The following is a 24,650-nucleotide window of genomic DNA, read 5'->3' as shown; positions in this document are numbered from 1 at the left end:
AGCGAATCGTGCGCGGGCATGACATCCACTATCGGAATGTTGGTACCTAGGGCCTGCCCGGAGTGCGTCGAGAACGCCGATTCCGAGGGACTGAAGCGCGATTGCTCAGTACGCCTCCTAATCGAGGGTGACCATCCTGCTCAGGAGGACGAACGGGCTGAGCTCGGCGGATGTCGCTGGGCTCATTCTGCAGCGAGCATCGCCGGTACGTCGGCCCGCAGGGACAGGAGGGTGGGGCCGACGGTGGATACCAGGATCAGGGCGAGTCCAGCGGCGAAGATCCCTGCGGTTTCGGCGACGGGGATGTATGGCATGACGGGGATACCCCCGGTCTCTCTCATGAACAGGGCGGCGATGATCGAGGCTGATAGGGCGATACCGGCAAGGCCGAGGAGGAAGGCTGTTGCCGCGTGGATGAGAGCTTCAGCGATCGATGCGGCGACGATCGTCGTGTTTGTTGCTCCTGCCGCTCGCAGGAGTGCGTTGTCGCGGTAACGATCGCGGCCGGTCACGAAGACGACGACGGCGGATCCGAGCGTTGCGACTGCGACGGGGGCGCCTACGAGAACTAGGAGTAGCGCGAGGTTGCCGCTGGAGTCCTTTGTGTAGTAGTCGGGCGGTGAGTCGCGGGTGATGAGGATTGCGTTCGTCGCTGTTGCGATATCGGAGATAGGGCCTCCAGCGATCGCGACGGCGACCATCATGGGAGTGATGGCGGCTGTTGACCGGCTCAGCTTGTGGCGCGCGTTGTGGCGCCCCAGATACCAGGCTGGCGAGACGCGAGCGGGGAGCAGCGCGGTCCACAAGCGGAGGACGCGGGGATAGAGGATCGGCGCGACCGATGCGGCGAGAGCGACGAGGACGGGAGGGAGCATCGCTCCCATTCCGACGAGTTCGGACCGTCCTCCGGACATTCCCAGCACGAGCGCGGTGATGGCGAGGAGAGAAACGGCGACCGCAATCCATCGCCGGAGCGTCATTCGCGCCATCGGAGGTGTGGATTCGCGGAGTACTGCGAGTGCGGGTGTGCGTGACGCGCGGCGTGCCGCCGGAATTGTTGAGATCAAAACGAGAGCGGTTACGGCAAGAATGTCGACGAGCGCGGCGCCCGGACCGAACCTCATGATGGTGCCGTCCTTGGCCAGCCCCTCTCTCCAAAGGGCTTGGATCGTCGAGGGCACGATAAGGTCCGCGATGATGGCACCCACGAGGGCGCCCGCCATGGCCACGACGAGCGACTGCGCGATCACAAGCCGTCCGATTGTGGCGGGGAGGACTCCGGCGAGTTGCCAAATGGCGTAGTCGCGCCCGCGAAGTTCGACGGCGATGCGTTGCACTGAGGAGATCACGAGACCGGAGGCGATGATCGCGCCGACGAGAACGATGGTCGCAGTGGTACCCATCGACTGCGCGATCTTCCCGCCGTAAAAGACGCTCGTTGCAGACAGTGAGAGCCCGACGCCGAGGGTAATGGTCACGCCGATGATCGTGATGAGTGGGCCGAGCCTGCTGGCCAGGTTGGTCCGGAGGTCGGCGAGCAGCAGGCGGATCACGAGTGGGCTCCGGAGGGCTGGGGGGTGGTCTCGGATGTTGCTGCTTCTGTCGCCGCGAAGACCTCGGCGCTCGTCGGGGAGGTGAGTTCGGTGTGGATGCGTCCGTCCCGTAAGATGAGCACGCGGTCGGCGCGGCTCGCGGCATCCAGATCGTGTGTGACCATGACGACGGAACGTCTTCCGGCGGCAAGGGAACGGAGCAGTTCGAGCACGCGGGTGCCTGACGCGCCGTCGAGAGAGCCGGTCGGCTCGTCGGCGAACACGATGTCGGCGTCTGAGGCGAGGGCGCGTGCGACCGCGACGCGCTGCTGCTGGCCGCCGGAGAGCGTGCCGGGTCGGTGGTGGGCGCGGTCGGTGAGACCAACAGCCTCGAGTGCCTCGTCCGCTCGGCGGCGCGCATCGGATCGACGAGCCAACCGACCCGCGAGGGCTACGTTCTCTCGCGCGTCGAGAGAGGGCACGAGATTGAACTGCTGGAACACGAAGCCGATCCGATCGCGGCGGAATCGGGCCAGCGCGCCGCGGCGAAGAGATCCCACGTCTGTTCCCACAATATTCACTCGACCCGATGTCGGCTTCTGCAGCGACGACAAGCAGTACAGCAGGGTCGATTTCCCCGACCCGCTCGGACCGACGATAGCAACGAACTCACCCCGCTTCACGGGGAGCGAGATGTCATCGACGACCGTGATCGAGGGCACGCCCCGACCAGTCGAAAACGTCATCGTGAGGCCCTTCGCCTCAAGAAGGTGCTCGGTCGGATCAGGTGATGTCGGAGCCTTCGCGGCTTGATAAACGTGGTCGCTCATGTCTCTCATGTCTTTCCAGTTAGTTCTGTACGGTGGTCAGCGAATCGGCGATTGTGCGGTCAGAGAGAAGCTCAAGCTCGTGCCCTCCCGTGCAACAGAAGATCGCGCTCGCGGCGGGTCGTGCGCATGACCTCTAGACAACCGTGACTCTTCGACGCCCGCGACAGACTGGGCTGCACGATCGGGTGGAGCTAGGTGCACGTCGCCGGAGAGCCAGCTTCACCACATATCAGGATTTGTTTGCTCCAGCCTCGAGCCACAGCAGCACGGCGCGCACGCGCCGGTGTCCTGGGTCGGACTCTGCAAGGCCGAGCTTCGTGAAGATCGAGCCGATGTGCTTCGAGACCGCGCTGTCACTGAGGAAGAGGGTTTCCGCGATCTCGGCGTTCGATCGCGCTTCGGCGATCAGGGCGAGCACCTCCTGCTCGCGCGCGCTGAGAGCGTCGATGCTCGTCGTCGGCGCCCGCCCGCCTAAGGCGCTCGACAGGATCTCGGGATCGATCACGGTTCCGCCGGCAGCGATCAACTCGATGCTCTTGAGAAAGTCGTCGACCCGCCCGACCCGATCTTTGAGTAGGTAGCCGAGCGCGCGCGGGTTGTCCGACAAGAGCTGCGTCAGATACGGCGCCGCGATGAAGTTAGAGAGGAGCAGCACCGGCAGACCCGGGCGCGCACGGCGCAGGTCCAGCGCGGCATCCACTCCGTCGCTGCGATTGCCGGGAGGCATCCGCACGTCGGTCACGACCAGGTCGACCCAGGCGCCGACCGTCTCCACCCTGCCGCGCAGATCGTCAGCATCGACGGCGGTTCGAACCTCGTGTCCTGCGCTCTCGAGCAACGCCGAGATACCGTCGCGGAGAAGGGCGGAGTCGTCGGCCACGATGATTCTCATCAGAGGGCACCACTCGACAGCGCCGTGGCTTCGACCGGCAACTCGAGGGTCACGACAGTCGGACCGCCGGGCGGACCGATCGTGGAAAGTGAGCCCCCGCATCCACGTACCCGTTCGCGCAGACCGCGGAGCCCGCTCCCTTTAGTCGGGTCGATGCCTCCGACCCCGTCGTCGGCCACGGAGACGACGATCCGGTCGCCGTCATCGTCGATCCTTATGTCTATGTGGGACGCGCCAGAGTGTTTGAGTGAGTTGGTGAGGGCTTCGCTGACGACGAAGTAGGCGCACCGTTCGACGGTGGCCGGGAGACGCTGGCTCAGTGTCGACCGTACCTGCACAGGGATGGTCGACCGGTGCGCCAGCTCCTCGACGGCGACGGGCAGTCCGTGGTCACTGAGCACGTCGGTGTAGAAGCCGAGCACAGTCGTCCGCAGCGCCGACAGAGCGAGCTCCGCGCTCGACTGAGCCTTCTCGAGCGTTGCAACCGCGGTCAGCGTAGCCGCGTCGTCGCCCAACGCTTTCATCTGTCGCGCCGCGGTGCCGATCAAGAGGGATGTGAGGACGAGATGCTGCTGCGCACCGTCGTGCAGATCGCGTTCGATCCTGGCGCGGTCGTCCTCGAACGAGTCCAGCAGGGTCGAGCGCGATCCCTCGAGCTCGGTGACCTCCTGCTCGAGGTCCGCCTCCCTCGTTGAGAGCAGGACGCGCCCGATCTGCACCTGGGCGACAGCGAGGCCCGCGGCGATGGAGCAGAGCACAACGACGACGACCGCTGCGATCACGATCCAGACGACCATTCCGGTCGTGTCAGTGACTTGGAAGTAGGGCCCACCCGGCGTCGGGATCGGCTCCATAGGGACGAACCCGAATCCGGTCTCTTCGAGCACTCGCCGGTAGAGTGCTATTTGCTGCGGCAGCGCCGACGTAAAGACCACGATCGAGGCGCTGTATACAAGCAGCGCCAGCTGGGCGAACCCGAACAGCAACGAGAGTACGAGAGACAGAACCGCCCGCCACGTCGCTGGGTCGGTGTAGAGGCGAAGGAGCTTGCTGGCAAAGCTCTCCGACGGCCCCTCTCGAGGGAGCGAGGGGAGAGCAGGGTAACCCAGTATCCGACCGCGGCGGCGTTCCACTGCGGCGAACAGTAGTGCCCAGAGCGGCAGAGCAACCAGGGTGAGTAGCACTACACCTCCAGCAAGCGCCAGCGCGATGCTCGTGATCTCGTAGGTGAGGAAGCGCAGCGGCCACCTCGAGAACAGCAGATACGGTCGGCGGAGCACGGTGAGCGCGTCGACCTTTGAGGAAGCGGACATTCAATGGACTCTAGTCCGATTTCAGGTATCGTCCGAGACGCCGTTCTGCACCCCGGGGTGCAGTTGAGTGCACTCTTCGGTATGGCACCCCGATCGCGGTCACGGCTGCGGTGACGGCGCCGTTGGGAACCACACCGACGCCCGCGAACAGAGCAGCCAAGCCGAGCAATCTTGCATCGAGTCGTCACCGCTCGACACGAAGACGACCTTCGATTCGGGTGACATCCCCAGCGCGGCATCTTCGCACGCATCGTTGACCATGATGATCAACTCGCCCTAAGGGGGCGTGAACATGAGATTCCCGACGAACATAGTGAGGCCCGTCGCATCGAGAACATGCTCGGTCCAATCAGGTGATGTCGGAGCCTTCGCGGCTCGGTAAATGTGGTCGCTCATGTCCCCCCCCAGGTCTTCCCTGTTAGTTCTGTGCAGCGGTGGCGAATCAGCGATTGTGCGCTACCTCACCTGACACCCCTCGGAGTTTTTAATGTGATGCATCCGACGATGCTTCGCGTAGCCCAGCTCACCGCGGTTTCGAGTGGTCCTCGGCGGTTCAGGCCTGCTAGGACTGCGCCGAGAACGCATATTCCGAGGTACTGGAGCGCGATGGCGCCGGGGCCTAGCGCCCACCAGGGCACCTCCCCGGCAGATCCGGAGCCCGAAAGGATCGCCCCCATGAAAGCTAATGAAAGGATATGGGCGACGTAGATCGTCAGGGGCGCACCGCCGGCCCTCTGAAGTGCCCGCATCGGAAAGTTCATTGGGCGGTTGTTCGCCGTGATCCACAGGAGGATGCCGAGGATGGCTACCGCGGCGCCGATCGTGCGGATCATGTCGGCGGTGGACCCGCTGTGCGGTGCAGCGTTGACGAGAGCGATCCATCCGCCCTCGAGGGGGTGGCCGAACTGTTGATGAACGACCCATGCCGCGAGGTCCGGTTTGTAGGAGGGGTGGCCGTCGCTGAGCGTGTCGATGACCGCGGGCCGGCTCAGGAGGTCAGAGGAAACACCCACGAGAAGGAGTGCGCAGCCGATGATGGCCAGGCGGGATCCTGTTGCGCGGCGATTCTGAGACCGGTGCGCAATAATCCATCGCCCGACAAGAAGACCGACGATCATGTAGCCAAGCCAGGTGATGGCCGGGTACATGCCGGTGAAGGCGACGGATTGGAGGAACTCGCCTGGGCTGGTGAGGGGGAGCTCACCGATCCTCTCCGGGTTCGCTGCTTTGAAGACTGCGATGTTGAGCTGGGGCCCCAAGATGACCAGGAGGATGGCGAGCGTGAGAAGCATCCACGACCTCAGGTTGACGAGCACGGCGAGCAGAACCATCGTGACGCCGTAGTAGACCAGGATCACAACAACGAACGTCGGGGCGAGGGAGAGAATCAGGCCGATCGCTGCGATGAGAACACCGCGGACGGCGACTGTGAGAGCTGCGCGCAGATGCTGCCCGCTGTCTCGAAAGCGGTGAATCGACAGTGCGACGCTCACGCCGCCAAGAACGGCGAAAAGCGTCGACGGGAATCCGGTTATGGGTGTGAGAACGAACTCCGGAGCGTCGCCTAAGAGGAGGTGTTCGGCGATCATGCCCAACACGGCGATCAGGCGAGCAAGATCCACGGCGATGATCCGCCCAGATTCCCCGGTCGTCGTGGCCGGGGCGTGATGGCCCGCGAGAGTGTGTTTCATTAGTGATCCTTCATTCTGTGCACGTGCGACTGGTGACGTCGGGTGTGGCTGATTTGCCGGGAGGCAAGCGCTTCGGTTGGCTGGATGATCGGGACGTTTCAGGGTGGTCGTTAGTAGAGGACCAGATCCTGCAGGTTCTCTAGGGCAGAGGAGACGGTGTCGGCGGCAGTGGTGTCGCCTGCGAGGGCAAAGAGTCGGATTGCCTCCTCGAGTCGTATTCGGGCCTGCCGCTCATAGCCGTCTTTGCTGGCGTGACCGGCGAGAAGAGCGGCTGCCCGTCCGCTATAACGCTTATCGTTCGTTTCGTTGGCGAGCACTCGCAGAACATGCGTTAGTCCCACACTGGCCGTACGATCGCGGCAGTGGAGCTCCGACGTCGCCTTCATGAAGATGGCGAAGAGCACTCCGTCGAGCAGCGCTTCAGGAGAGTCCGCAAACGACACGAGTGCGACGTTTCTGACACCTCGAGCGGTAGTAAGGTGTAGCTCCCATTCGCCGTTTGATGCAAGTAACAAGGCGCGGTGCGGCTCTGCGAGTCCGAGGCTGAAGCCGCTGCCCCCGGCCAGGCGTTCCCAGCCGAGCTTCATTGAACGGGTCGACATCCAATCTGCAAGCGCGTCCACAGCCTCTTGATCGGAGCTCATCATGTTGGTTCCTCGCATCTGTTGCCCTTGGTTTTTGTGAGGTGATGAATACCACCGTCTGTAAGAGACGGTGAGCGGTCCCGATCATGACGGCGGGTCGAGAGATTCGAACGTTGAGGCTGCTGCCCCATTCCTCCTCACAAGACGACAGCACCTGGCAGGTGACTTTGGGATGAGATTCGTGGGCTTCGCTATCGACCCGGCCTTCAAAGATTGAAGATAAATGAATGGTCCCTACCGAGCTCTCATCGGGTGACAGCCCGGGTTCGGATGCTGCGCACGGGCTGCCTCGTAGCGTTGCTCGGCTCATCCGTAATGCCAAGAAGGCCGAGCGCTGTGCATCAGCATCAGGTCGGCGTCGTGCGTTTCGGGACACGCGTCATATTCTGGGAGCAGCGTTGGAAGCGGGTATTCCGGTCGATCGAATCGCCGCACTACTGAGGGTCAAACCCGATACGGTCCGGGTTCGGTCGCAACGCGGCGGACGTCTCACGATCGAGGTCGTATTGGTGCTTTCTGGATTGCGACGGTCCGAACTGACCGAATCAGGCATTGTCGTGATCGATGACGATGATCTAGCAGAGGCATATTGCCCGGCGATAGAGGTTGTCAGGTATCTCGTTGCTCGGGACAGGCGGTTGTGAAGGCGGAGGGCCTTGTGATGGCTGTTCGTCGATCAAGCCGAGACGCAGAGCGACCCGAACTGCTTGTACGCGGTTGGTGACACCCAGCTTCAGAAAGATCCGCTCAAGGTGCGAGCTGACCGTATGCCTGGAGAGCATCAGCAGCGCGCCGATCTCGAAGTTGCTGGCTCCCGAGGCGAGGATGTTCAAGACTTCTAGCTCGCGCTTGGTCAAGCCGACGTCAGCCGCGTGCACGAGCTCCCTCGTTTCGTGCTCAACTGCGAGACGGCATCTGTCTATGGTCTCGATCTCGAGCTTCGTGAATGCAGTCGTCCGGCCGAAACGCAGATGCATCGTGCCAATCGTATGTCCGTTGTCAACGAGAAGGAACGACGCACCAGGGTGGGCTTCATTCATGGTGGAGGAGGTTCGAACGTACCTCTGTCGCGCGAGGTCCAGTGGCCGGCTCCAACAGAAATTCTCGTCGCGGCATGCGTCCTGGGTGGGACGTTGTGCGGTGATCTCCACGAGCGCCGAAAGCGCGGACCGTACCTGTTCCACTGACATGTTGTAGCTGAATAAGACGCGGTCGCTCTCATCTGGCTGATGGCGGTACGTGAGAAGGGCTGCCGTGCAGGCGACGACAGCCTGCAAGTCGATGACGGCCGATATTGCGCGGGCGGCGGGACCGGTTGAAGCGATCCCGGCTACGACGTTCGGTCTGTGCAAAGCGGTGTCCTTCTTCTTGTGTGGCGGCCTGCGGCTGTTCGCAGCCCCCGGAGTTTCACGAGCCAGCGCCAGCGATAGCGCCGGATCGTCGAGCGGCTTCTACAGACTCTGCTCACAGAGATGTCGATGAGCTCGTCGCGTGACCTGCCCCGAGCAAAAATCACCCTGCGCTTAGCCCGTTTCTCACCCCATCGGTCGTCCCCGTTGGCAAGGCGCGGCGAGAAATGGCCCAAGATCAGGCGAATGTCCGATGTGCGTCACGGATGAGAGCTCTGTACTGAATGGATTGATCCTCACTCATCGCAACGGAGGATCGCGCGCGCGAGTGGTTGGTCGCCCTCGGCGAGCCAGTGCGCCTTTGCGCAAACAGGATCAAGAAAGAACGGTGCGCATGGTCGAAGACCTCGCGCGGGCAGCGGCCCGCGAAGATTGGGAGAGCGTCGGTGCGCTGCTGAAGTCCTCGTTTTGCCGATATCTCTATGAGGATGCCGGTGCGGTGGAGGAGGTGCTCGCCCGCGCACCAGACACCTGGTTCGAGAAAAACCCTAGGCGGGCATTGGCGCGTGCACAGGTAGAGGCCGTACGACACTCCCGTGGCGTCGTAGACAGAAACGCTGTGGCTCCGTACCAGGCGTGGGTCGGTGCTCAATGCGAACCCGCGCCACGCGATGTCCTCGTCTGTCGATTAGAGCGGCTCCGTCTGTTCCTCCTGCATGCGCGGTATGGCGATGCATCGAACGACATCGATGCGACGATTCGATATGTGACGTCAGTTCCGCTAGACGCCGAGGGGATGCCCGATGTCATGCCAGCCGTACTGCTCGGTTGCGGAGTCGGCAAGTTGCTTGCCGGCGAGTTGGACTCCGCGGCATCGTGTTTCAGCGAGACGATCCGGTGGGCATCGTCGGAACCTCAACACCCTTATGTCTCCTTCGGACGCGGACACCTGGCTCTCGTCCATGCCCTGAACGAGCGTTACAACCAAGCGGCCGCCCTGTTGCCCGAACATTTCGTGCGGGCCGAACCGGGTACCGTCCAACATCTCCGTGAGCAGGCAGGGCTTCTCGCCCGACTGCTTGTTTCGATCGGAACCCTTGACTCGGGAGGAGCTGATGAGGTCTTCCGTCAGATCGACGAGTCGGTTCGCGACGGAGAACTCGGATGGATACTTCTCCACGCCGAGGCTATGCGGGCTCTGGTTGATGAGAGGCCCTGGCCGGCGGCTCATCGTCTCATGATGTATTTCGAGGTTGAGCCCCGGCGTACGGGGCAGGCGTCTTTCGCTGGCGCCGTTCTTCGTGCAGACCTCGCGAGCCTCTATCAGGCGGCCGGAGACCTCCGTGCGGCGGACCGGGTGCTGGGAACAGCATGGTTGCCACCCGAGCAGCCACATCTGGTGGTGACCCGTGCCCGACAAGCGATGCTTCAGGGGCAACCCGAGGCTGCGATGGCGCTCTTGGATCGAGAGGAAGCAACACACTCCAGCACGGCAGCGGCCCGATTCCGAGCGAGCGGAGCCGTGCTCTACGCCTCCTCCGAGTTCGCTCTAGGCGAACGTGGGAACAGTAGTGCGATGCGTCTTGCGGCGAGCTCCTTGGAGCACGATGGTGCTCTGTTGGCATTGATGGCTGCGCCGCCAGCGGTTCGTGGCCGCCTATTCGCGCTGGCAGGTAGAGACGAGATGAGGATTCCGCAGCCGTGGACGTTCCAATCACGAGTCAGACTGACACCTCGTGAGCTCGAGATTTTCGAAGCCTTGCGCAAATATCGAGCGGTCAAAGAAATCGCTGCCGCATTGCACATTTCGCCGAACACAGCGAAGACCCATGTGCGCGCGCTGTACCGAAAGCTGGGCGCGCATTCTCGCGAGGATGCCTTGTGGATCGGGCGAGATCTCGACATCTGACGAGCAGCCACCTGGTGTGATTCGCTGTCTCCGCTGGATGCACCTGTCTTATTCGCGCCGGTTCAGACCGAGCGGTTTCTAGACATGTGTATAGCCTGTTCGCGCGTTGTCACCCCCAACTTCTTGTAGAGGGATCGGAGGTGTGTTTTCGCCGTGTTCGGTGAAATATGCAATGCCGATGCTAATTCCTTGACGCTCGAGAAGCGATGGAGCGCATCAAGCACCTCGTTCTCTCGGGCGGTGAGGAGAACTGGAGTGACCGGAGAGAATACCTGAGGGAGGGATCTGCTGACGTCGCCAAGAATCTCGTCAAGTTCCTCGCGGAGTGACGCCGGACTGACAGCGACCTCTGCGTAGGCCCCCGACTCGCGTATGTTTTCAGCAGCGCGATGAAGCCGCGCCCTTCCGGCTTCGTACGAGCCGAGCGCCAGTTCGGATGCGGCACGTGTGAGTTGCAAGGAGATCGTTCCTCCGATGCGACTTGAGCTCGTCCCCGCTTGAATGCTCAGCCGCAGAGCTTCATCCGGGCGTCCATTGGCAAGCGCGAGGCGCGCTCGTGCTGCGAGACCTCGCGCGTTCGGTTGGCGCATTACCTCGGTAGACAGTGCGTCTGCCGCCAGGTTGATTTCGTCGAATGAGAGGTACAGATTGGCGAGATCTTCATACAGGATTGCGCCCGCGATAGTGCCGGGGCCGACCATACTGGATGCGCTGAGCAGCGAGGCGCGGAGCTTGCCCGCCGCGGGTTCTGGCCTTCCCCAGATAAGAGCTTGTTTTGCTTCGACATGTTCGATCACCCACCACAGCTCGGCTTGCTGAATGCTGTCGCTCCACTCTTTGGACCCTAGGTCCGTTCCTGACTCGAGCGCGACGAGCGCCTCGGCCAGGGCGCGAGTTTCTTCGAAGGTCTTGCGAAGTGGAGTCATTCGATCTGCCGGTTGACGGCTCGGTCGACGCAGATGCTGTCGTGCAGTTGTCAAATCTCCGTCAAGTGCAAAGGCAAGCGCTGAGAAGCCGTCGATATAAGGGGCCGCCGGATGTCCGTTGATGCGTGCTCGCCGCGCTCCATCTCCGAACAGGCCGATGGCACCGGGAAGGTCATCAGCCAGGAGCTTGGTGAGCCCGAGTCGAATGGAGGCTCCGGGTAAGATGTCGTTCATATCGGTGTCGAGGCCTGTGGACTGGATGATTCGAGAGCACTCGTCGGCGATGAAAACGGCGTCAGAAATTCGTCCCACCGCGAGAAGCACTCCTAGCCGCACGAGCCCCACGCAGAGCAAATCTCGGGCGGCGGGCTGCTCCTGGTTCGCGACCCAAGCAGCGTACGTACGGAACACGTCGTCGGGCACGGGCACGTAGGGCTGGCTCACTGCGCGCGTAGTCGCTTGTGCCACCAAATAACGAGGGTGCTCAGTGAGCCACTGGGGTTGTATCGCTGCAAAGCCAACAAGGAGTGATTCAGGATCCTCTATTAGCCTGGCAAAAAAGGTGTGGTCGATGGCCAGGGCAAATTCGTCAGGGTGTTCCGAGCTCGCGCTGGTGAGAAGGCTCGGGTAACTCATTGTTGCTCCGTTTGAGGGATATACGAGGGACCTGTCAGCTGAACCGGCATCTGTCCGCTGGTTGCCGACATTCGCCTTATTGGACAATTCACGGTGCTGGATTTCCTTCCCTCGTTCGTCGATGCGACTGAGAGCGGTCCCGTTCCATGCCACGGGTGGCGCTGAGCGACGGGCGGCCGCAGTTTTGCTGGCCCGGCCCGTCACGGCCTGAACACCAACATGTCACACTCCTGGGCGATAGTCCGATCTACTTCCAGGGTGATAACGGAGTGACAACCGGGTGGGAGTGAGGCGTCTGCCTAGGAAAAGTCATCGGCTGGCAATTGCCTGAGTGAATCGTCGGCCTATTGTGTCGCACGTGTGATGAGCGAGTTGACCTTAACATCGAACGCGACGTCGACCCAGCCGGGCAGGGTGCGGCAGTAGGTGAGGTCCATGACACAGGTGCGATCGGGCAGCCCACTTTCCGCAGGACCCAAAGCATGGGCCAGTCCGAGTCCCCCACGAAGAAACTCCTCATTGGCATCAGACCGTCGCACCAACTAGCACACGGAGTCGTAGCCGACTCTGATGTGACGCGTAACGGCACTCAAGCTCAAAAAAACGCGGCATAGAGCCTGGCGAGCATTAAAGGGGAGGGGAGGCTCATTTGTGCGGTGAGCCTTGGTTCTGGGTTCGACTTCCTCGTGCTCGGATGAATCTCGGGTGAGGCACGGGTGGTATCTACCGGTCAGGTTTTGCGTTTCGGCTTCCTGGCAATTGACTGAGTGGGCCTCACGGTCGAATACGTCGGTCAGTAGGTGCCCGCACACGCTCCTGCGCAGAAAGTCTAGACATGACCAGGTATCGACTTCGCCCACTCTTGGGTCCTTTGGCACAGCCTCAAGCTGGCCGAGCACTGCGTCTCGATGCCTCGAGCCCGGTGGCTCGTCCATCGGCGATGTTATTGGTGATAGCCCTGATCACCATGTTGTTTGGCGTGGCGTTTTCGACCTTCCTGCCAAGTCAGTCGGCCCAAGCCGCGAACACGGGGTGCGGTTATGCCAATACCTCTGCCAATAATGGCCAGAACGCGCGGACGATCTGTTGGTTCGACTTCACGAATTTCAACGAGACTGTGGCCCGCACAACCGCCGGGCAACCAACCACGATCACGCTGGAAGGCGGATATGTGGCCACCTTTGCGATCAAGGTTAGGAATGTCAGCGGTACTCCGCCTCTGTCGATCGAGGTTCGTCAGACTCCGCTGGAAACGCGCTTTGCTTTCGGAACCGACGCGTACCGCGGTGTACCGGGAAACAACGCGCTCTACAGCAGATTCGCTAACGGTGTCGTGCAAGCGGGTGTCCTTACCTTTGACAACATCCAGGTCCGAGACCCATCGGGCGCGTTGGTGACCGGGTTCTCCTTCGTCGCGGCCGATGTCGAAGATAATGTGAGTGGCGAATCTTTCGTCTGGAATTCTGACAAGCCGCTCGATCGACTCGAAACGCTTGCTCCCAACGGGCAGTGGGGTTGTAAGAACCCGGTGGGTATCGGTACCACGCAGATCAGCTGCGCGGGCACCGGAGCTGGCGCAACTACGATCGCCGGGGGCAAGTCAACGGCGCTCCTGGTTTCTGCAGCCGCGCCCTCGACCTTCTCCACTACCTGGCGTACAGCTGCTCGGTCCGGTATCGGCGTGGGTATCCAGACAGCGAAGGTGACGCTCAACAAGACGGTCGCAAGTCGAGTTGGCACGAACGACTCCTTCGATCTAAGAGTCACGTCGCCTGAAGGAAGCGCCCTCGGTTCGGCAACAACCGGCACAACGAACACGGCTACCACCGGAGAGGTGACGGTTCTCCCACGCACGGACGGCAGGCAGTTCACTCTTTCCGAAGTGGCAACTGCGGGGGGCACAACCAATCTGAGTTTCTATAACCAAGCGTGGGTCTGTGTAAATGCCGCGACGGGAAGCACCACGACTCTTCCTGGCGCCGCTAGCGGAACGAGCGCAGCGATATCCCCGCAGATCGGTGACGATATTCGATGCACGATAACCAATACGGCTAAGCCTGCTTCTGTGTCTTTGGTGAAGCGGGCCGGGACTCCGGTCGACGTCAATGGTGACGGATTGGTCGACGCGGGTGACACGATCCAGTACAGCTTCGATGTTCAGAACACCGGTCCACTGCCGCTGAATAGTATTTCGGTTGCTGATGCGAAGGCTGGGGCGGTGACCTGCCCGACGACGACGTTGGCGCCGAACGCGTCGGTGACGTGCCAGGCTGCCGCTGTCTACACCATTACGGCCGCGGATGTGTCTGCCGGATCGGTCGTGAATACCGCGACGGCGTCTGGTACCCCGCCGGGGAGCACGACGCCGGTGAAGTCTCCGCCGTCGTCGACGACGACGGTCACGACGGCCCCGGCGCCATCGCTCACGGTCGACAAGTCGGCCTCTCCAGACAACGCGGCCTCGTTCACTGTCGGGCGACAGATCACGTACTCGTTCGTGGTGAAGAACACCGGAAACGTGCCGTTGAATGATGTGAAGGTCACCGAAGAGTCGTTCACGGGTTCGGGGACTATGTCGAACGCGGTATGCCCCTCTACGTCGTTGGCGGTGGGTGCGTCGGAGACGTGTACTGCTTCCTATACGGTCACGCAGGCAGACGTCGACAAGGGTTCGCTCACGAATACGGCGAAGTCCACGGGCACACCTCCTGGGGGCACGCCGGTGAATTCCCCGCCAGACACGGTTGTTGTGCCTGCCCCGAATTCTCCGTCGATCTCGGTCGTGAAGTCTGCGGACCCGACCTCGATCACCGCGGCTGGTGCGGCGATCAGGTACTCGTTCACGGCCACGAACACCGGCAACGTGACACTGACGAACGTGTCGATAACCGAGGGCGCTTTTAGCGGCTCGGGAACATTGTCGGCTGTGACTTGTCCGGCGGGTGCCGCATCGTTGGCCCCCGGTGCGTCAGTGGTCTGTACTGCTGATTACACGGCGACGCAGGCTGATGTGGATGCTGGTCGTATCACAAACACGGCCACCGCATCCGGCAGGCCGCCTACGGGCAACCCGGTCACGTCGGACCCGTCGAGCGCGGTCGTAACAGCCCAGGCGAATCCGTCGTTGGCTGTGGTGAAGTCTGCTGATCCGTCGTCGATTGCGAAGGCGGGCGATGCGGTTGCGTATTCGTTTGTTGTGACGAATACGGGCAATGTGACGATGACGGATGTCACGGTTGCTGAGACGGCGTTCTCTGGAACGGGGACGGCTCCGGCGGTCACGTGTCCTGCTGGTGCGGCGTCGTTGGCGCCGGGTGCGTCGGTGACGTGCACGGCGTCGTATGTGGCGACGCAGGCTGATGTTGATGCGGGCTCGATCACGAACACGGCGACGTCGACGGGGACGCCGCCTGATGGGACCCCTGTTACGTCGCCGCCGTCGAGCGCGGTGGTGACGGCGAATCCGGCTCCGGGTTTGACGATGGTGAAGTCTGCTGATCCGGCGCAGGCCGGGAAGGTGGGTGACACGATCACGTATTCGTTCGTGTTCACGAACACGGGTAACGTCACGATGACGAACATCACTGTCAATGAGGGTGAGTTCACGGGGACCGGCACGTTGGGTGAGGTGAGTTATCCGACGCGGACGTTGGCTCCGGGTGAGTCGACGACGGCGACGGCCAGTTATGTGTTGACGCAGGCTGATGTTGATGCGGGCAAGGTCACGAACACGGCGACGGGTTCGGGGACTCCTCCGACTGGTCCGTCGACGGATACTCCTCCGTCGACGTCGACGGTCACGATTGATCCGAATCCGTCGTTGGCTGTGGTGAAGTCTGCTGATCCGTCGTCGATTGCGAAGGCGGGCGATGCGGTTGCGTATTCGTTTGTTGTGACGAATACGGGCAATGTGACGATGACGGATGTCACGGTTGCTGAGACGGCGTTCTCTGGAACGGGGACGGCTCCGGCGGTCACGTGTCCTGCTGGTGCGGCGTCGTTGGCGCCGGGTGCGTCGGTGACGTGCACGGCGTCGTATGTGGCGACGCAGGCTGATGTTGATGCGGGCTCGATCACGAACACGGCGACGTCGACGGGGACGCCGCCTGATGGGACCCCTGTTACGTCGCCGCCGTCGAGCGCGGTGGTGACGGCGAATCCGGCTCCGGGTTTGACGATGGTGAAGTCTGCTGATCCGGCGCAGGCCGGGAAGGTGGGTGACACGATCACGTATTCGTTCGTGTTCACGAACACGGGTAACGTCACGATGACGAACATCACTGTCAATGAGGGTGAGGTTCACGGGGACCGGCACGTTGGGTGAGGTGAGTTATCCGACGCGGACGTTGGCTCCGGGTGAGTCGACGACGGCGACGGCCAGTTATGTGTTGACGCAGGCTGATGTTGATGCGGGCAAGGTCACCAACACGGCGACGAGCACTGGCACCCCGCCGGATCCGAACACCCCGCCGCCGACCTCGCCCCCGAGCGAGACGTCGGTGCCGTTTGACCCGGCTCCGAGTATCAGTGTTGTGAAGAGCGCGAGCCGTGACACCGTTACCGCGGCCGGCCAGGTGGTGCAGTATTCGTTCCTGATTACCAACACGGGCAACGTGACCCTTCGAGACGTCACCGTCTCTGAAGGATCCTTCACCGGAACCGGAAACCTTTCCGCTATCAAGTACCCCACCAGGGTGCTGGTGCCCGGACAGTCGACTACTGCGACTGCCGACTACGCTGTTACGGCGGCTGACCTGGTCAACGGGCCAGTGAAGAACACCGCGACGGCGACCGGCACTCCTCCCGGCGGAACCCCGGTGGGATCTCCATCGTCTAGCGTGACGGTTTCCGTGCCGCCGAAGATCACACCGACTCAGCCACTGGCCTCGACCGGTGTCACCGGGGTTAACCTACTGGTCGGTGGCGCATTTACGCTCCTCCTCCTCGGAAGTGCTCTGATCGTTCAGGACCGTCGGCGCAGAAGTACGCACTAACTACAGCGCACTGAACTGGTGGTGGTCTCCCGTAAGGAAGACCACCGCCAGTTCCCCTAGCCAGAGGTAATTTAATGCGGTATTCCAGAGCTGCACTCCTGATCACGACAACGCTGATCTTGACGAGCGCCACAACAGGCTGCACTAACTCAGTCACCGGTGTCCATCACACGAGTGATCCGACGCCTAGTAAGACCCCGGTGTTCTCAGCAGAGGGGCTCCCTCCCGGCGCCGTTGGCGACCCCAATGTCCCCACCGAGGTTCCTAATGACCCGGACCTCCGGAAATACATCACGACCAGCAGCTGCATCGCTACAGATGATGGCTGGAGCCTCAGCGGCACGATTGAGAACCCGACCGACAGCACCGCCCTCTACACGGTGACGGTGTTCTTCGCCACGAGTAACGCTACGATCCTCGCCACGGCGGATACTGTTGTCGAGGTGTCAGCTGGAACGAGCGAGAACTGGCAGGCCTCATCAGACTTCGCAGCACCGCCGGACACCGCATGTGTGCTTCGCGGCGTCGCCCGGGCTGACGGTGACAACCGCCGTTAGGAGTCTGCTGATGCGTTCCAGCCCACGATGCGGCGCGGCGCGGAAGCGATGAGTTCCTCTCGACGAGATTGCGCGGCAGCGCCTATGTCTTGTCGGCTTCAGCGTATGCAGCTTCCGCCGACTGTAGGGCCACAGAATTCCGCGCATGTTCCTTGGCGACTTCCGGAACGAGGGGGTCGACTCCGACCTGGTCTCGGTGTCCATCGATGAACTCACCCGTTGCGAAATGGAGCTTGACGCATATCCCGCCCCGGAATATCACTTTCCCTTCATCGTGAGTGCCCCTAGAGAGTGATCAAACATCATGTTCGGGTGATTTTAGGGTGAAATGTGGCGCATCGGTATCGGCAACAACTTCACTTCGGTTTAACTTGAAGGCGCGAAACTTAAGTCGGGACCTCCAAGTCGGTCTGGCTGGAAAGCAGAACAAGTTATGCGTGTTGCCTCACTTTTTAAGCGCCGGTCCGCGCCGGCAGAACCGTCGATAGATCCAGGGGGTTCCCGTCGGATGAGACCCGCCGCGATGCTTCTGACGGGGCTCTTAGCTGTTGCTGCGGCCGTTGGGCCTAGCGGGCTGTTGACGCCCCAGTCTGCGTCTGCCGCGCCCCAGGGCTGTGGGTATGCGAACACGTCAGCCAATAACGGTGAAAACGCTGGCACGATCTGCTGGTTCGACTTCTCGAACTACGATGACACGCTCGCTTCCTCTGACGCAGGCCAGCCGGTCACCATCACACTCGATGGTGGCTACACGCTGACCATGACGGTCAAGCACACTCCGACAGATGGTCTCACCGATGTCGGAGTGGAGGCGCGGACGACTCCGTTGGAAACTCGGTTTGCATTCGGTACGGATGCGTACCGGGGAGTTCCTGGTAGCCCCGCGATCTACAGCAAGTTCCCTGGCGGTGGGAATCAGCCGAACGGCCAGACCGCCGGGCTTACGATGTCCTTCAGCGACATCGTCGTGACAGATAAGAACGGGGCTGCAGTTACCGGTTTCTCCTTCGTGGCCGCCGATACCGAGGACAACGTCAGCAACGAGTCGTTTAGCTGGAACTCGGACAAACCGATCGACAGACTGGAGACGCTGGCCCCCAACGGCAGTTGGGGTTGCAAGAATCCCCAAGGCCTCGGCACCACGGACGTGTCGTGTGCCGGAACCGGTGCCGGTGCAAGCAACACCGCCGGCGGCAAGTCGACCGCGTTGCTGGTGAAGGCGAACGCGCCCTCCCAATTCTCCGCAACGTGGAAGACCCCGCAGCGATCCGCCATCGCCTTCGGCATCCAGACCGCAAAGCTCACGCTTGATAAGAACGTCGTTGCTCGGGTCAATCCGTCGGATTCCTTTGACACGTCGATCACGTCGCCGGAGAACTCGGTGCTCGCCTCGGCGACGACCGGGACAGCCTCGACGTCCACGACGGGGTCGACCGTCATTCTCCCCGCACCGGACGGAGCGCCGTTCACTCTGGCGGAGGCGGGATCGAGCGGCAGCACGAGCCTCGCGGAGTACACCCAGAGTTGGTCGTGTGTGAACCGGAAGACGGGGAGCTCGACGGCGTTGCCGGCCGCGAACAGTGGCACCAGTGCGACGGTCATCCCTGCGGTCGCGGACGACATCGTCTGCACGATCTCGAACACGCCGATCCCTCACTACACCGTCGTGAAGGAGGTGGACGAGAAACAGAGCGCTGTACCGGGGCAGAAGGTGACGTACACGGTGACGGTCTCCAACAAGACCGGTCTGCCGTACACGGCGGAGAACCCGGCCTCGTTCACGGACGACATGTCTGATGTGCTCGATGACGCTACCTACAACAATGACGCGTCCAATGGTGCCACGTTCTCGGGCAGCACACTGAGCTGGTCGGGTGCCCTCGCGGCGTACGAGACGAAGACCATCACCTACTCGGTGACGGTCAATAACCCTTATACCGGCAACCTCCAGCTTCGTAACACCGTCACCACGCCGCCGCCGCCGCCTGGTGGGGTCCCCCCGTGCGAACCTGGCCCCTGTGGCACAGTCACCGGTCTGGTGCATTTCGTCACTCACAAGTCGGTTGATCGTACTGAGGTGATGCCCGGACAGGTTGTGACGTACACGGTGACTGTCACGAATGACGGGCCGGATGCGATCACGGCTGACAAGCCGGCCTCGTACACAGACGACCTGTCGAACGTTACGGATGACGCCACGTACAACGGTGACGCCAGTAATGGTGCGACGGTGTCGGGTAACACTCTGTCGTGGTCTGGTCCTTTGGCTGTTGGTGAGACCAAGACGGTGACGTATTCGTTTACGGTGAACAGCCCGATGACGGGTGACAAGCAGCTGAGGAACGTCATTATCCCGGGCCTCGCTGGGCAGTGTGACACGCCGGGTGGATGTGAAACCACCACGTTTGTCGTTCCGCCGAACTTCCCGAAGGTCTCGACCGGTGGTAGTGCGGTGGGCTCGGCTCAGCTTCTGCCGCTGATCGGGGGTGCGGGCGGTGCCGCGATGGTGCTCCTGGCTCTGGTGACCATGGTTCTGTTGCGTCGACGCCAGCAGGGTGAACGTGCCTGAACTGAAGTCTGAGGGGCGGCGCCGCCGGTGGATTTTTCTCACCGTCGGCGCCGTCGCCGTTGTGACCCTGATTGTCGCTGGAGTCGGGATCTCCCAGTACTTCTCCGCACCGGTCGATCTGCAGGGCAATCGGGTTCTGTATGAGGACTTCAATCCGCCGTCGGCGAAGGAGTCCGGTGCTATCGCTCAGCACGGCACGGATCGGTTCGTCGTCGACTCTGTCGGACTCGATGTGCCCCTGGGCTCGTTGAACTCCGTGAAGGGGGTGATCGAGCCCCCCGAGTTCACCTCTGCGTACTGGGTTCGTGACTACGGGGTCGCTCCCGCTGATGCGGCGACGGGCACGGTGTTCGTTGTTATGCATTCGCTTCGAAATGGTGGATCCGGGCCGGGAAACTATCTCATCGACGTCGACAAGCGCACCTCTAAGGTCGCCCTTGGTGCGAAGATCGTGGTCGACGACAAGTCCTACACGGTCACCGGGTCGCAGGTCATCGACAAGCCCGACGTTGCGAAGGCCTCCGACGTGTGGGCTGAGGTTCCAGGGCGTCTCGTCGTGATCACCTGTCTGCAACGGGCTGACGGTGCAACCACGACGCAGAACGTCGTCATCGAAGCCCAAGAAGACACCGCACAATGACTCAGAAGGCATGACATCTGACTCCCGCGTGCCGCAGACCATGAGAGGCGATGGGCGGCATCCCCGTATCGGCGCCTCCTGCGCATACAGGGTTGTCCCCGTGCAGCGCAGGGGGCGCGAAACAGTCGCCGGGATTCTTGCCGCAGCTCGTGAGATATCTCGGACGGTCTATGCCGGTGACCTGCTTATGAAAGATGTAGCGGAGCAGAGCGGTCTGGCAGACGGGGCTGTCTATCGATACTTTCGAAACGATGACGCTCTGCGAAGGGCCTTGGCCGCCCAGGCGCTGGAGCTGTACTGCGACGCCATGACTGCGCTGATCGCACAAGGCACCTGTGCGAGGTGGCAAGATGTCGTGCTTCTGCACATCACCTTGCGGGTTGACTCCTACTGTAGAGGCGAGGGGCCGGCCGCCATCCCGGATCGACTCCGTGCAGAGGCTAACGAGTCTCAAGTCATCGCCGAGTTTCTCGGGGGAGTGATTCGAGCCCGGGATGTCGACCTACAGGTTCCTGCGGATCTCGATCACCGCATCGAGCTATCGGTTCGAATAAGCGATGCGCTTGTGATTCACGCGTTCTCGACACGTCCGTCACAACGGCGCATTGTGCTGGCCGAATGTAGATCGGTAGTAGAACAGATCCTTGCTCGCTGACGCGAGTGACGCCCGGAATCCTACATCGTCTCGAGCGTGCGTGGCTCTGCGGGCTTCGCTGGGCAAAATCGGTCGACGGCTCCACGGACTATGCGACTTATCAGCGTCTCCAACGGGCCGCGCCGGTCTGTGAGTAGAAGGTAGGTTCCGACGCCTAGCGCCGCAAGGGTGTGGATCGCGATTCCGACTGGACCGAATACCCACACGCCTGATGAGTCGGCGAGTATGGCTATGAGTAGGAGAGCGTAGAACCCGAAGAAGTGCAGGATGTAGATCGTGAGAGGTGCGGAGCCGGCTCGGGCGATGATCTTGCCGGGCAGAGGGAGCTTTGCGGAATCCCGCGGAATTGCCATCAGAAGAGCGCCGAAGACTACGAGGGCCATGCCTGCTGTGCGCATGATGTCAGCCGTCGTCCCGGTGTGGGGAGCCCCGCTGAGCAGGGCGAGCCAACCTGATCCCAGCGGCGTGCCGTAGCCGTTTTCAACCAGCTTGTGCGCGGTTTGAGCAGAGGTTCCGTCGGCGACGAGTGTGTCGATGACAGCGGCGCGGCTCAGTATGTCGCTGATGAAACCTGCAATGAACATGAGCAGGCCAGGGATAAAGAGCGCGGCTGCAACGTGGATCCGTGCCCTACCCGAGATCACTGCGCGGCCCGCACAGAGCCCGATGAGCATATAGGTGAACCAGGTGATGGCCGGATAGAAGCCGGTGAACACGATCGTCTGAAGGAATTCGAGCGGGCTGGCAAATGACGGAGACGCGATGGCTCCGGCAGCTCCGGTAGCCCGTGCCCAGAGGATCAGATGAGGGCCGGCCAGGCTCAATGCGGCGGCAAGACAGCCCAGCGCCCACGTCGGAAGGCGCAGAACGCAAGCCAGCGCGATTAATGCGAATCCGTAGTACGAAAGAACCATGACAATAACGAGGGGAACGGCGCCTAGAATCAGCCCGATGGTCGCGATGAGCAAACCGCGTACCGCGACGCTCAGGCATGCGGCCGCCGGCCTTCCTGCCCTGATCAGGGTTCTTGTCGAAACCGCGGCACTGGCTCCGCCGAGCACCGCGAACATCGTCGAAGGGAAACCGGTGACCACAGCCAGAACCGCCTCCGGAGCATTACCCATCAGGAGGTGCTCGGAGAACATTCCGAGAAGTGCGATCATTCGAGCGATGTCGAGAGCGACTACACGATCAGGACGCCATGGCGTGGCTGAGCGCGAAGCCAGTGCTGTCAATCGGGTTTTCATGTGCATCGTAGATATCCATTTCAGTCGGAGGCGCTGATTGCGAAACTCATCTTTCCAATGCCGATACAGTCGCCACATCCGCTTTCGGGCTGATCCGCATCGGCCCGCGGACTGATCTGACGACCGCTCAGTACAGTCCTCTCGCCCAGCTATCGACGATGTCTACGGTGCTAATGAGTGCTGCTTCAGGCTCGGCTGGCATGGTCTCGGCGTTTTCGCCGTCAGGGACCGCGTCGATCGGCACCTGAGGTGCAGTTGTGATTGCAGGATCTGCGGGGGCCATCGTCACAGGATGCTCAGCTGGCGGATCGGCAGCCGGCGGCTCTGAGTCGAATGCCACAGGGGGGTCGTCGGGGGTCGGGCCGGGACCGGGATCCAACGGAGCGGAGTCCGCAGAGGCCGGGCTGCTTTTGGGCTCGGGCTCGGGGTCGGGGTCAGCAGTTGTGGCGTGGGGCTCGTCACTGTTGATGACGTCGGGAGCCTGGCTCGGTGAGGGGGCAGGGGGCTGGTCGATGCTGAGTTGCGTAACAGGGGCAGGCTCTTGCGTTGTTTCCAACGAAGGATTGGCCGGCGCCTGAGATCGCGACTCTGACTCTGATCCCGCCGGGGCCGGGCCGAGAGACAACGCGATGGACAGGCCGCCGGCAACTAATACGCTGGCACCGGCGGCTGTGAGCGAGGCAACGATACCTGTCCGTGTTCCCTCGCCATGAGGGATGCTCGGCAGCGAAAATTCGGGCTGCGCATATGCGAGGCTCACTGCGGCCGCGCTGGAGCCAGAGTCGGTCGCCAAGTATGCGCTGGCACCGGCGGCGCCCACCGTAAGCGGGAGCAGAACGAGAGCGAGACGGGTGTTGACTGTCGATGCCTCGTCCGCAATATCCCGGCAGCGGCGACATCTCTCCAAATGCATGTTCACTCGTTCGCCCATTGCCACCGTCAGAGTGCCTCGCGCCCAACCGGGGAGGCGTTCGATGGTGCGTGAACACTCTGGTTCTGTGTCCGTTGACGAGAGGTGTGCCCTAATCCAGGCTACGCGAAGGCCCTCGCGTGCACGTATTGCTAGGGCTGATACTGCGTTGGGCCTCATGCCCAGCAACGAACCGACCTCCCGTGGGGGCATCGATTCGACATCGCAGTACCAGAGAACTTCCTGCCAGCGCCTTGGCAGAGAATTGAATGCCGTAGCAGTGAGCGATTTGTCTAACAGTCCATCGAAGGTGTCTTTTTGCGATTCCCAATCAGCGAACTGATCAAGGTTGTCCATGCTGATGGCTCGGTGGGCTCGCCCCCATCCTGCTGCAACATTTCGCAGTGTGGTGAACAGATAGGGTCGAAACGCCGACGTGGGTCCTTCACCTTTCCGGATCGCCGTGTAGATGAGGGTGAACGCCTCGGCGACGACATCATCTGCATCGATCGAGGTGAAGGACCGTGCCATGTTCATTGCCGCGCCGACGTGACGCTGCCAGAGCACCGCATATGAGTTGGTGTGACCTCGGCGGGTCTCTGAGACAAGGGCCATATCCGACAGCGCGGTGAGGTCCTTCATCGGAGGCTACTCAGATGACTGGCTGTCACCTTGACCGCGAGCGTTACTTCTACCGTGGGTGTCTGCCCGACCTGATCTAGCGGCGGTCGTGCATGATCGCGGGAACCACAAGGTCGTTTTGCCGCTGGCATGGTGTTCATAGGGATCCTCTCAAGGGTGGGTCGCGCCGCCTCTCATCTACAGCGGTGGCTCCCATCTATAAAGGACGCTGAAGAGGGCAGATCATGACGACACAAGTCAGATTATTTTTGACCGAGATCAGTCGTCATGATCGATAATCCCGTGCGTCTATAGAAGTAAGACAGTGGCACCTCAAGCCACTCACGAAGACAGGCAGACCTATGACCGCAGCGACCCCCGGACACGGCAATTACCGATTCCGCACGCACGCCTCCCCGGCATCCGAATATTTAGTCAGCATCAGCCCTGCGCGAGCTTTCCACGCTATCTTGGGCCGAAACAGGCTTCCCACCCTCACCCGGCTGCAGATATCCGACGGATGGGTGTACGCGACGACAGGCCTGAACGGCACCTATCTCTGGAGCCACGCAGAAACCTTCTTCGATGTGGATATAGACCGCCGCTGCATCGAGGTTGCCTCGCACGGCGAGTACCTCAGATTCTCAACGCGGCTGTTTTCGCGGCGGCGGTTACGGCAGCTGCATTCCCTTCTCTGATACTTTCATGCGGATCCGGACACGTTCGCGCGATTGG

18 protein-coding genes are annotated in these 24,650 nt (G+C 61.8%); 8 read left to right on the top strand and 10 right to left on the bottom strand.

The genetic code is table 11. The features are described from left to right. Positions 1 to 182: 182 nt before the first annotated feature. The 7 genes from TZ00_RS07290 to TZ00_RS18770 form a co-directional block, all read right to left on the bottom strand. Positions 183 to 1,553, bottom strand: coding sequence for an ABC transporter permease (locus TZ00_RS07290; RefSeq protein WP_044440585.1), 1,371 nt, complete (start codon positions 1,551 to 1,553; stop codon positions 183 to 185). Then, positions 1,550 to 2,362, bottom strand: coding sequence for an ABC transporter ATP-binding protein (locus TZ00_RS07285; protein WP_084605976.1), 813 nt, complete (start codon positions 2,360 to 2,362; stop codon positions 1,550 to 1,552). Before TZ00_RS07285 ends, TZ00_RS07290 begins: the two co-directional genes overlap by 4 nt. Before the next feature lie 229 nt (positions 2,363 to 2,591). Further along, on the bottom strand, positions 2,592 to 3,254 hold the full coding sequence (locus TZ00_RS07280) for a response regulator transcription factor (protein ID WP_044440583.1): 663 nt from the start codon (positions 3,252 to 3,254) through the stop codon (positions 2,592 to 2,594). After that, complete coding sequence (locus TZ00_RS07275; RefSeq protein ID WP_052521386.1) at positions 3,254 to 4,567, bottom strand: sensor histidine kinase; 1,314 nt, start codon at positions 4,565 to 4,567, stop codon at positions 3,254 to 3,256. Before TZ00_RS07275 ends, TZ00_RS07280 begins: the two co-directional genes overlap by 1 nt. Positions 4,568 to 5,028: 461 nt before the next feature. Next, on the bottom strand, positions 5,029 to 6,258 hold the full coding sequence (locus TZ00_RS07265) for a heparan-alpha-glucosaminide N-acetyltransferase domain-containing protein (RefSeq protein WP_044440581.1): 1,230 nt from the start codon (positions 6,256 to 6,258) through the stop codon (positions 5,029 to 5,031). 110 nt (positions 6,259 to 6,368) lie between these two features. Then, the gene (locus tag TZ00_RS20345; RefSeq protein WP_238579615.1) at positions 6,369 to 6,701 is read right to left on the bottom strand and encodes a hypothetical protein; all 333 of its coding nucleotides are present in this window, start codon (positions 6,699 to 6,701) and stop codon (positions 6,369 to 6,371) included. A 776-nt stretch (positions 6,702 to 7,477) separates the two neighbouring features. Next, positions 7,478 to 8,254: a response regulator transcription factor gene (locus tag TZ00_RS18770; RefSeq protein ID WP_052521385.1), complete on the bottom strand. Its 777-nt coding sequence runs from the start codon at positions 8,252 to 8,254 to the stop codon at positions 7,478 to 7,480. A 391-nt stretch (positions 8,255 to 8,645) separates the two neighbouring features. Between TZ00_RS18770 and TZ00_RS20340 the strand changes: the two genes are divergently transcribed. Continuing rightward, entirely contained in the window at positions 8,646 to 10,160 is a 1,515-nt protein-coding gene (locus TZ00_RS20340) for a helix-turn-helix transcriptional regulator (RefSeq protein WP_052521384.1), read from the top strand. Between the two features lie 62 nt (positions 10,161 to 10,222). Here TZ00_RS20340 and TZ00_RS07235 read toward each other — a convergent pair whose 3' ends face one another. Further along, positions 10,223 to 11,722: a response regulator transcription factor gene (locus tag TZ00_RS07235; RefSeq protein WP_084605974.1), complete on the bottom strand. Its 1,500-nt coding sequence runs from the start codon at positions 11,720 to 11,722 to the stop codon at positions 10,223 to 10,225. An 835-nt stretch (positions 11,723 to 12,557) separates the two neighbouring features. On the opposite strand from TZ00_RS07235, the gene TZ00_RS20590 reads away from it, so the two are divergent. The 6 genes from TZ00_RS20590 (at position 12,558) to TZ00_RS07195 (ending at position 21,137) form a co-directional block, all read left to right on the top strand. After that, positions 12,558 to 16,046, top strand: coding sequence for a DUF7507 domain-containing protein (locus tag TZ00_RS20590; RefSeq protein WP_084605973.1), 3,489 nt, complete (start codon positions 12,558 to 12,560; stop codon positions 16,044 to 16,046). Next, a complete protein-coding gene (locus TZ00_RS07215) occupies positions 16,009 to 16,716 on the top strand; it encodes a DUF7507 domain-containing protein (RefSeq protein WP_052521381.1) in 708 nt (235 codons plus the stop codon). The genes TZ00_RS20590 and TZ00_RS07215 overlap by 38 nt, the downstream gene beginning before the upstream one ends. 200 nt (positions 16,717 to 16,916) lie before the next feature. Further along, positions 16,917 to 17,273 (top strand): hypothetical protein, encoded by a 357-nt coding sequence (locus tag TZ00_RS18750; protein ID WP_052521380.1) that lies wholly within the window; start codon positions 16,917 to 16,919, stop codon positions 17,271 to 17,273. A 433-nt stretch (positions 17,274 to 17,706) separates the two neighbouring features. After that, the gene (locus TZ00_RS07205; protein WP_084605972.1) at positions 17,707 to 19,842 is read left to right on the top strand and encodes an isopeptide-forming domain-containing fimbrial protein; all 2,136 of its coding nucleotides are present in this window, start codon (positions 17,707 to 17,709) and stop codon (positions 19,840 to 19,842) included. After that, positions 19,835 to 20,482 carry a class F sortase gene (locus TZ00_RS07200; RefSeq protein ID WP_152631111.1) on the top strand — a complete coding sequence of 216 codons (648 nt, stop codon included), beginning with the start codon at positions 19,835 to 19,837 and terminating at the stop codon, positions 20,480 to 20,482. The genes TZ00_RS07205 and TZ00_RS07200 overlap by 8 nt, the downstream gene beginning before the upstream one ends. Positions 20,483 to 20,582: 100 nt before the next feature. Continuing rightward, complete coding sequence (locus TZ00_RS07195) at positions 20,583 to 21,137, top strand: TetR family transcriptional regulator (protein WP_161793743.1); 555 nt, start codon at positions 20,583 to 20,585, stop codon at positions 21,135 to 21,137. A 20-nt stretch (positions 21,138 to 21,157) separates the two neighbouring features. On the opposite strand, the gene TZ00_RS07190 is transcribed toward TZ00_RS07195, so the two are convergent. Further along, positions 21,158 to 22,384, bottom strand: coding sequence for a heparan-alpha-glucosaminide N-acetyltransferase domain-containing protein (locus tag TZ00_RS07190; protein ID WP_274519271.1), 1,227 nt, complete (start codon positions 22,382 to 22,384; stop codon positions 21,158 to 21,160). A 127-nt stretch (positions 22,385 to 22,511) separates the two neighbouring features. Then, a complete protein-coding gene (locus tag TZ00_RS18745; protein ID WP_052521378.1) occupies positions 22,512 to 23,936 on the bottom strand; it encodes a sigma-70 family RNA polymerase sigma factor in 1,425 nt (474 codons plus the stop codon). A 341-nt stretch (positions 23,937 to 24,277) separates the two neighbouring features. Here TZ00_RS18745 and TZ00_RS20315 point away from each other — a divergent pair, with 341 nt between their 5' ends. Then, positions 24,278 to 24,613, top strand: a complete 336-nt coding sequence (locus TZ00_RS20315; protein WP_044440565.1) for a hypothetical protein — start codon at positions 24,278 to 24,280, stop codon at positions 24,611 to 24,613. The last annotated feature ends 37 nt before the right edge of the window (positions 24,614 to 24,650 follow it).

This window comes from Agreia bicolorata, from assembly GCF_000938265.1.
Lineage (GTDB): Bacteria > Actinomycetota > Actinomycetes > Actinomycetales > Microbacteriaceae > Agreia > Agreia bicolorata.
Note: the sequence above shows the minus strand (reverse complement) of the source record. Positions and strands in the feature narration are given on the sequence as shown.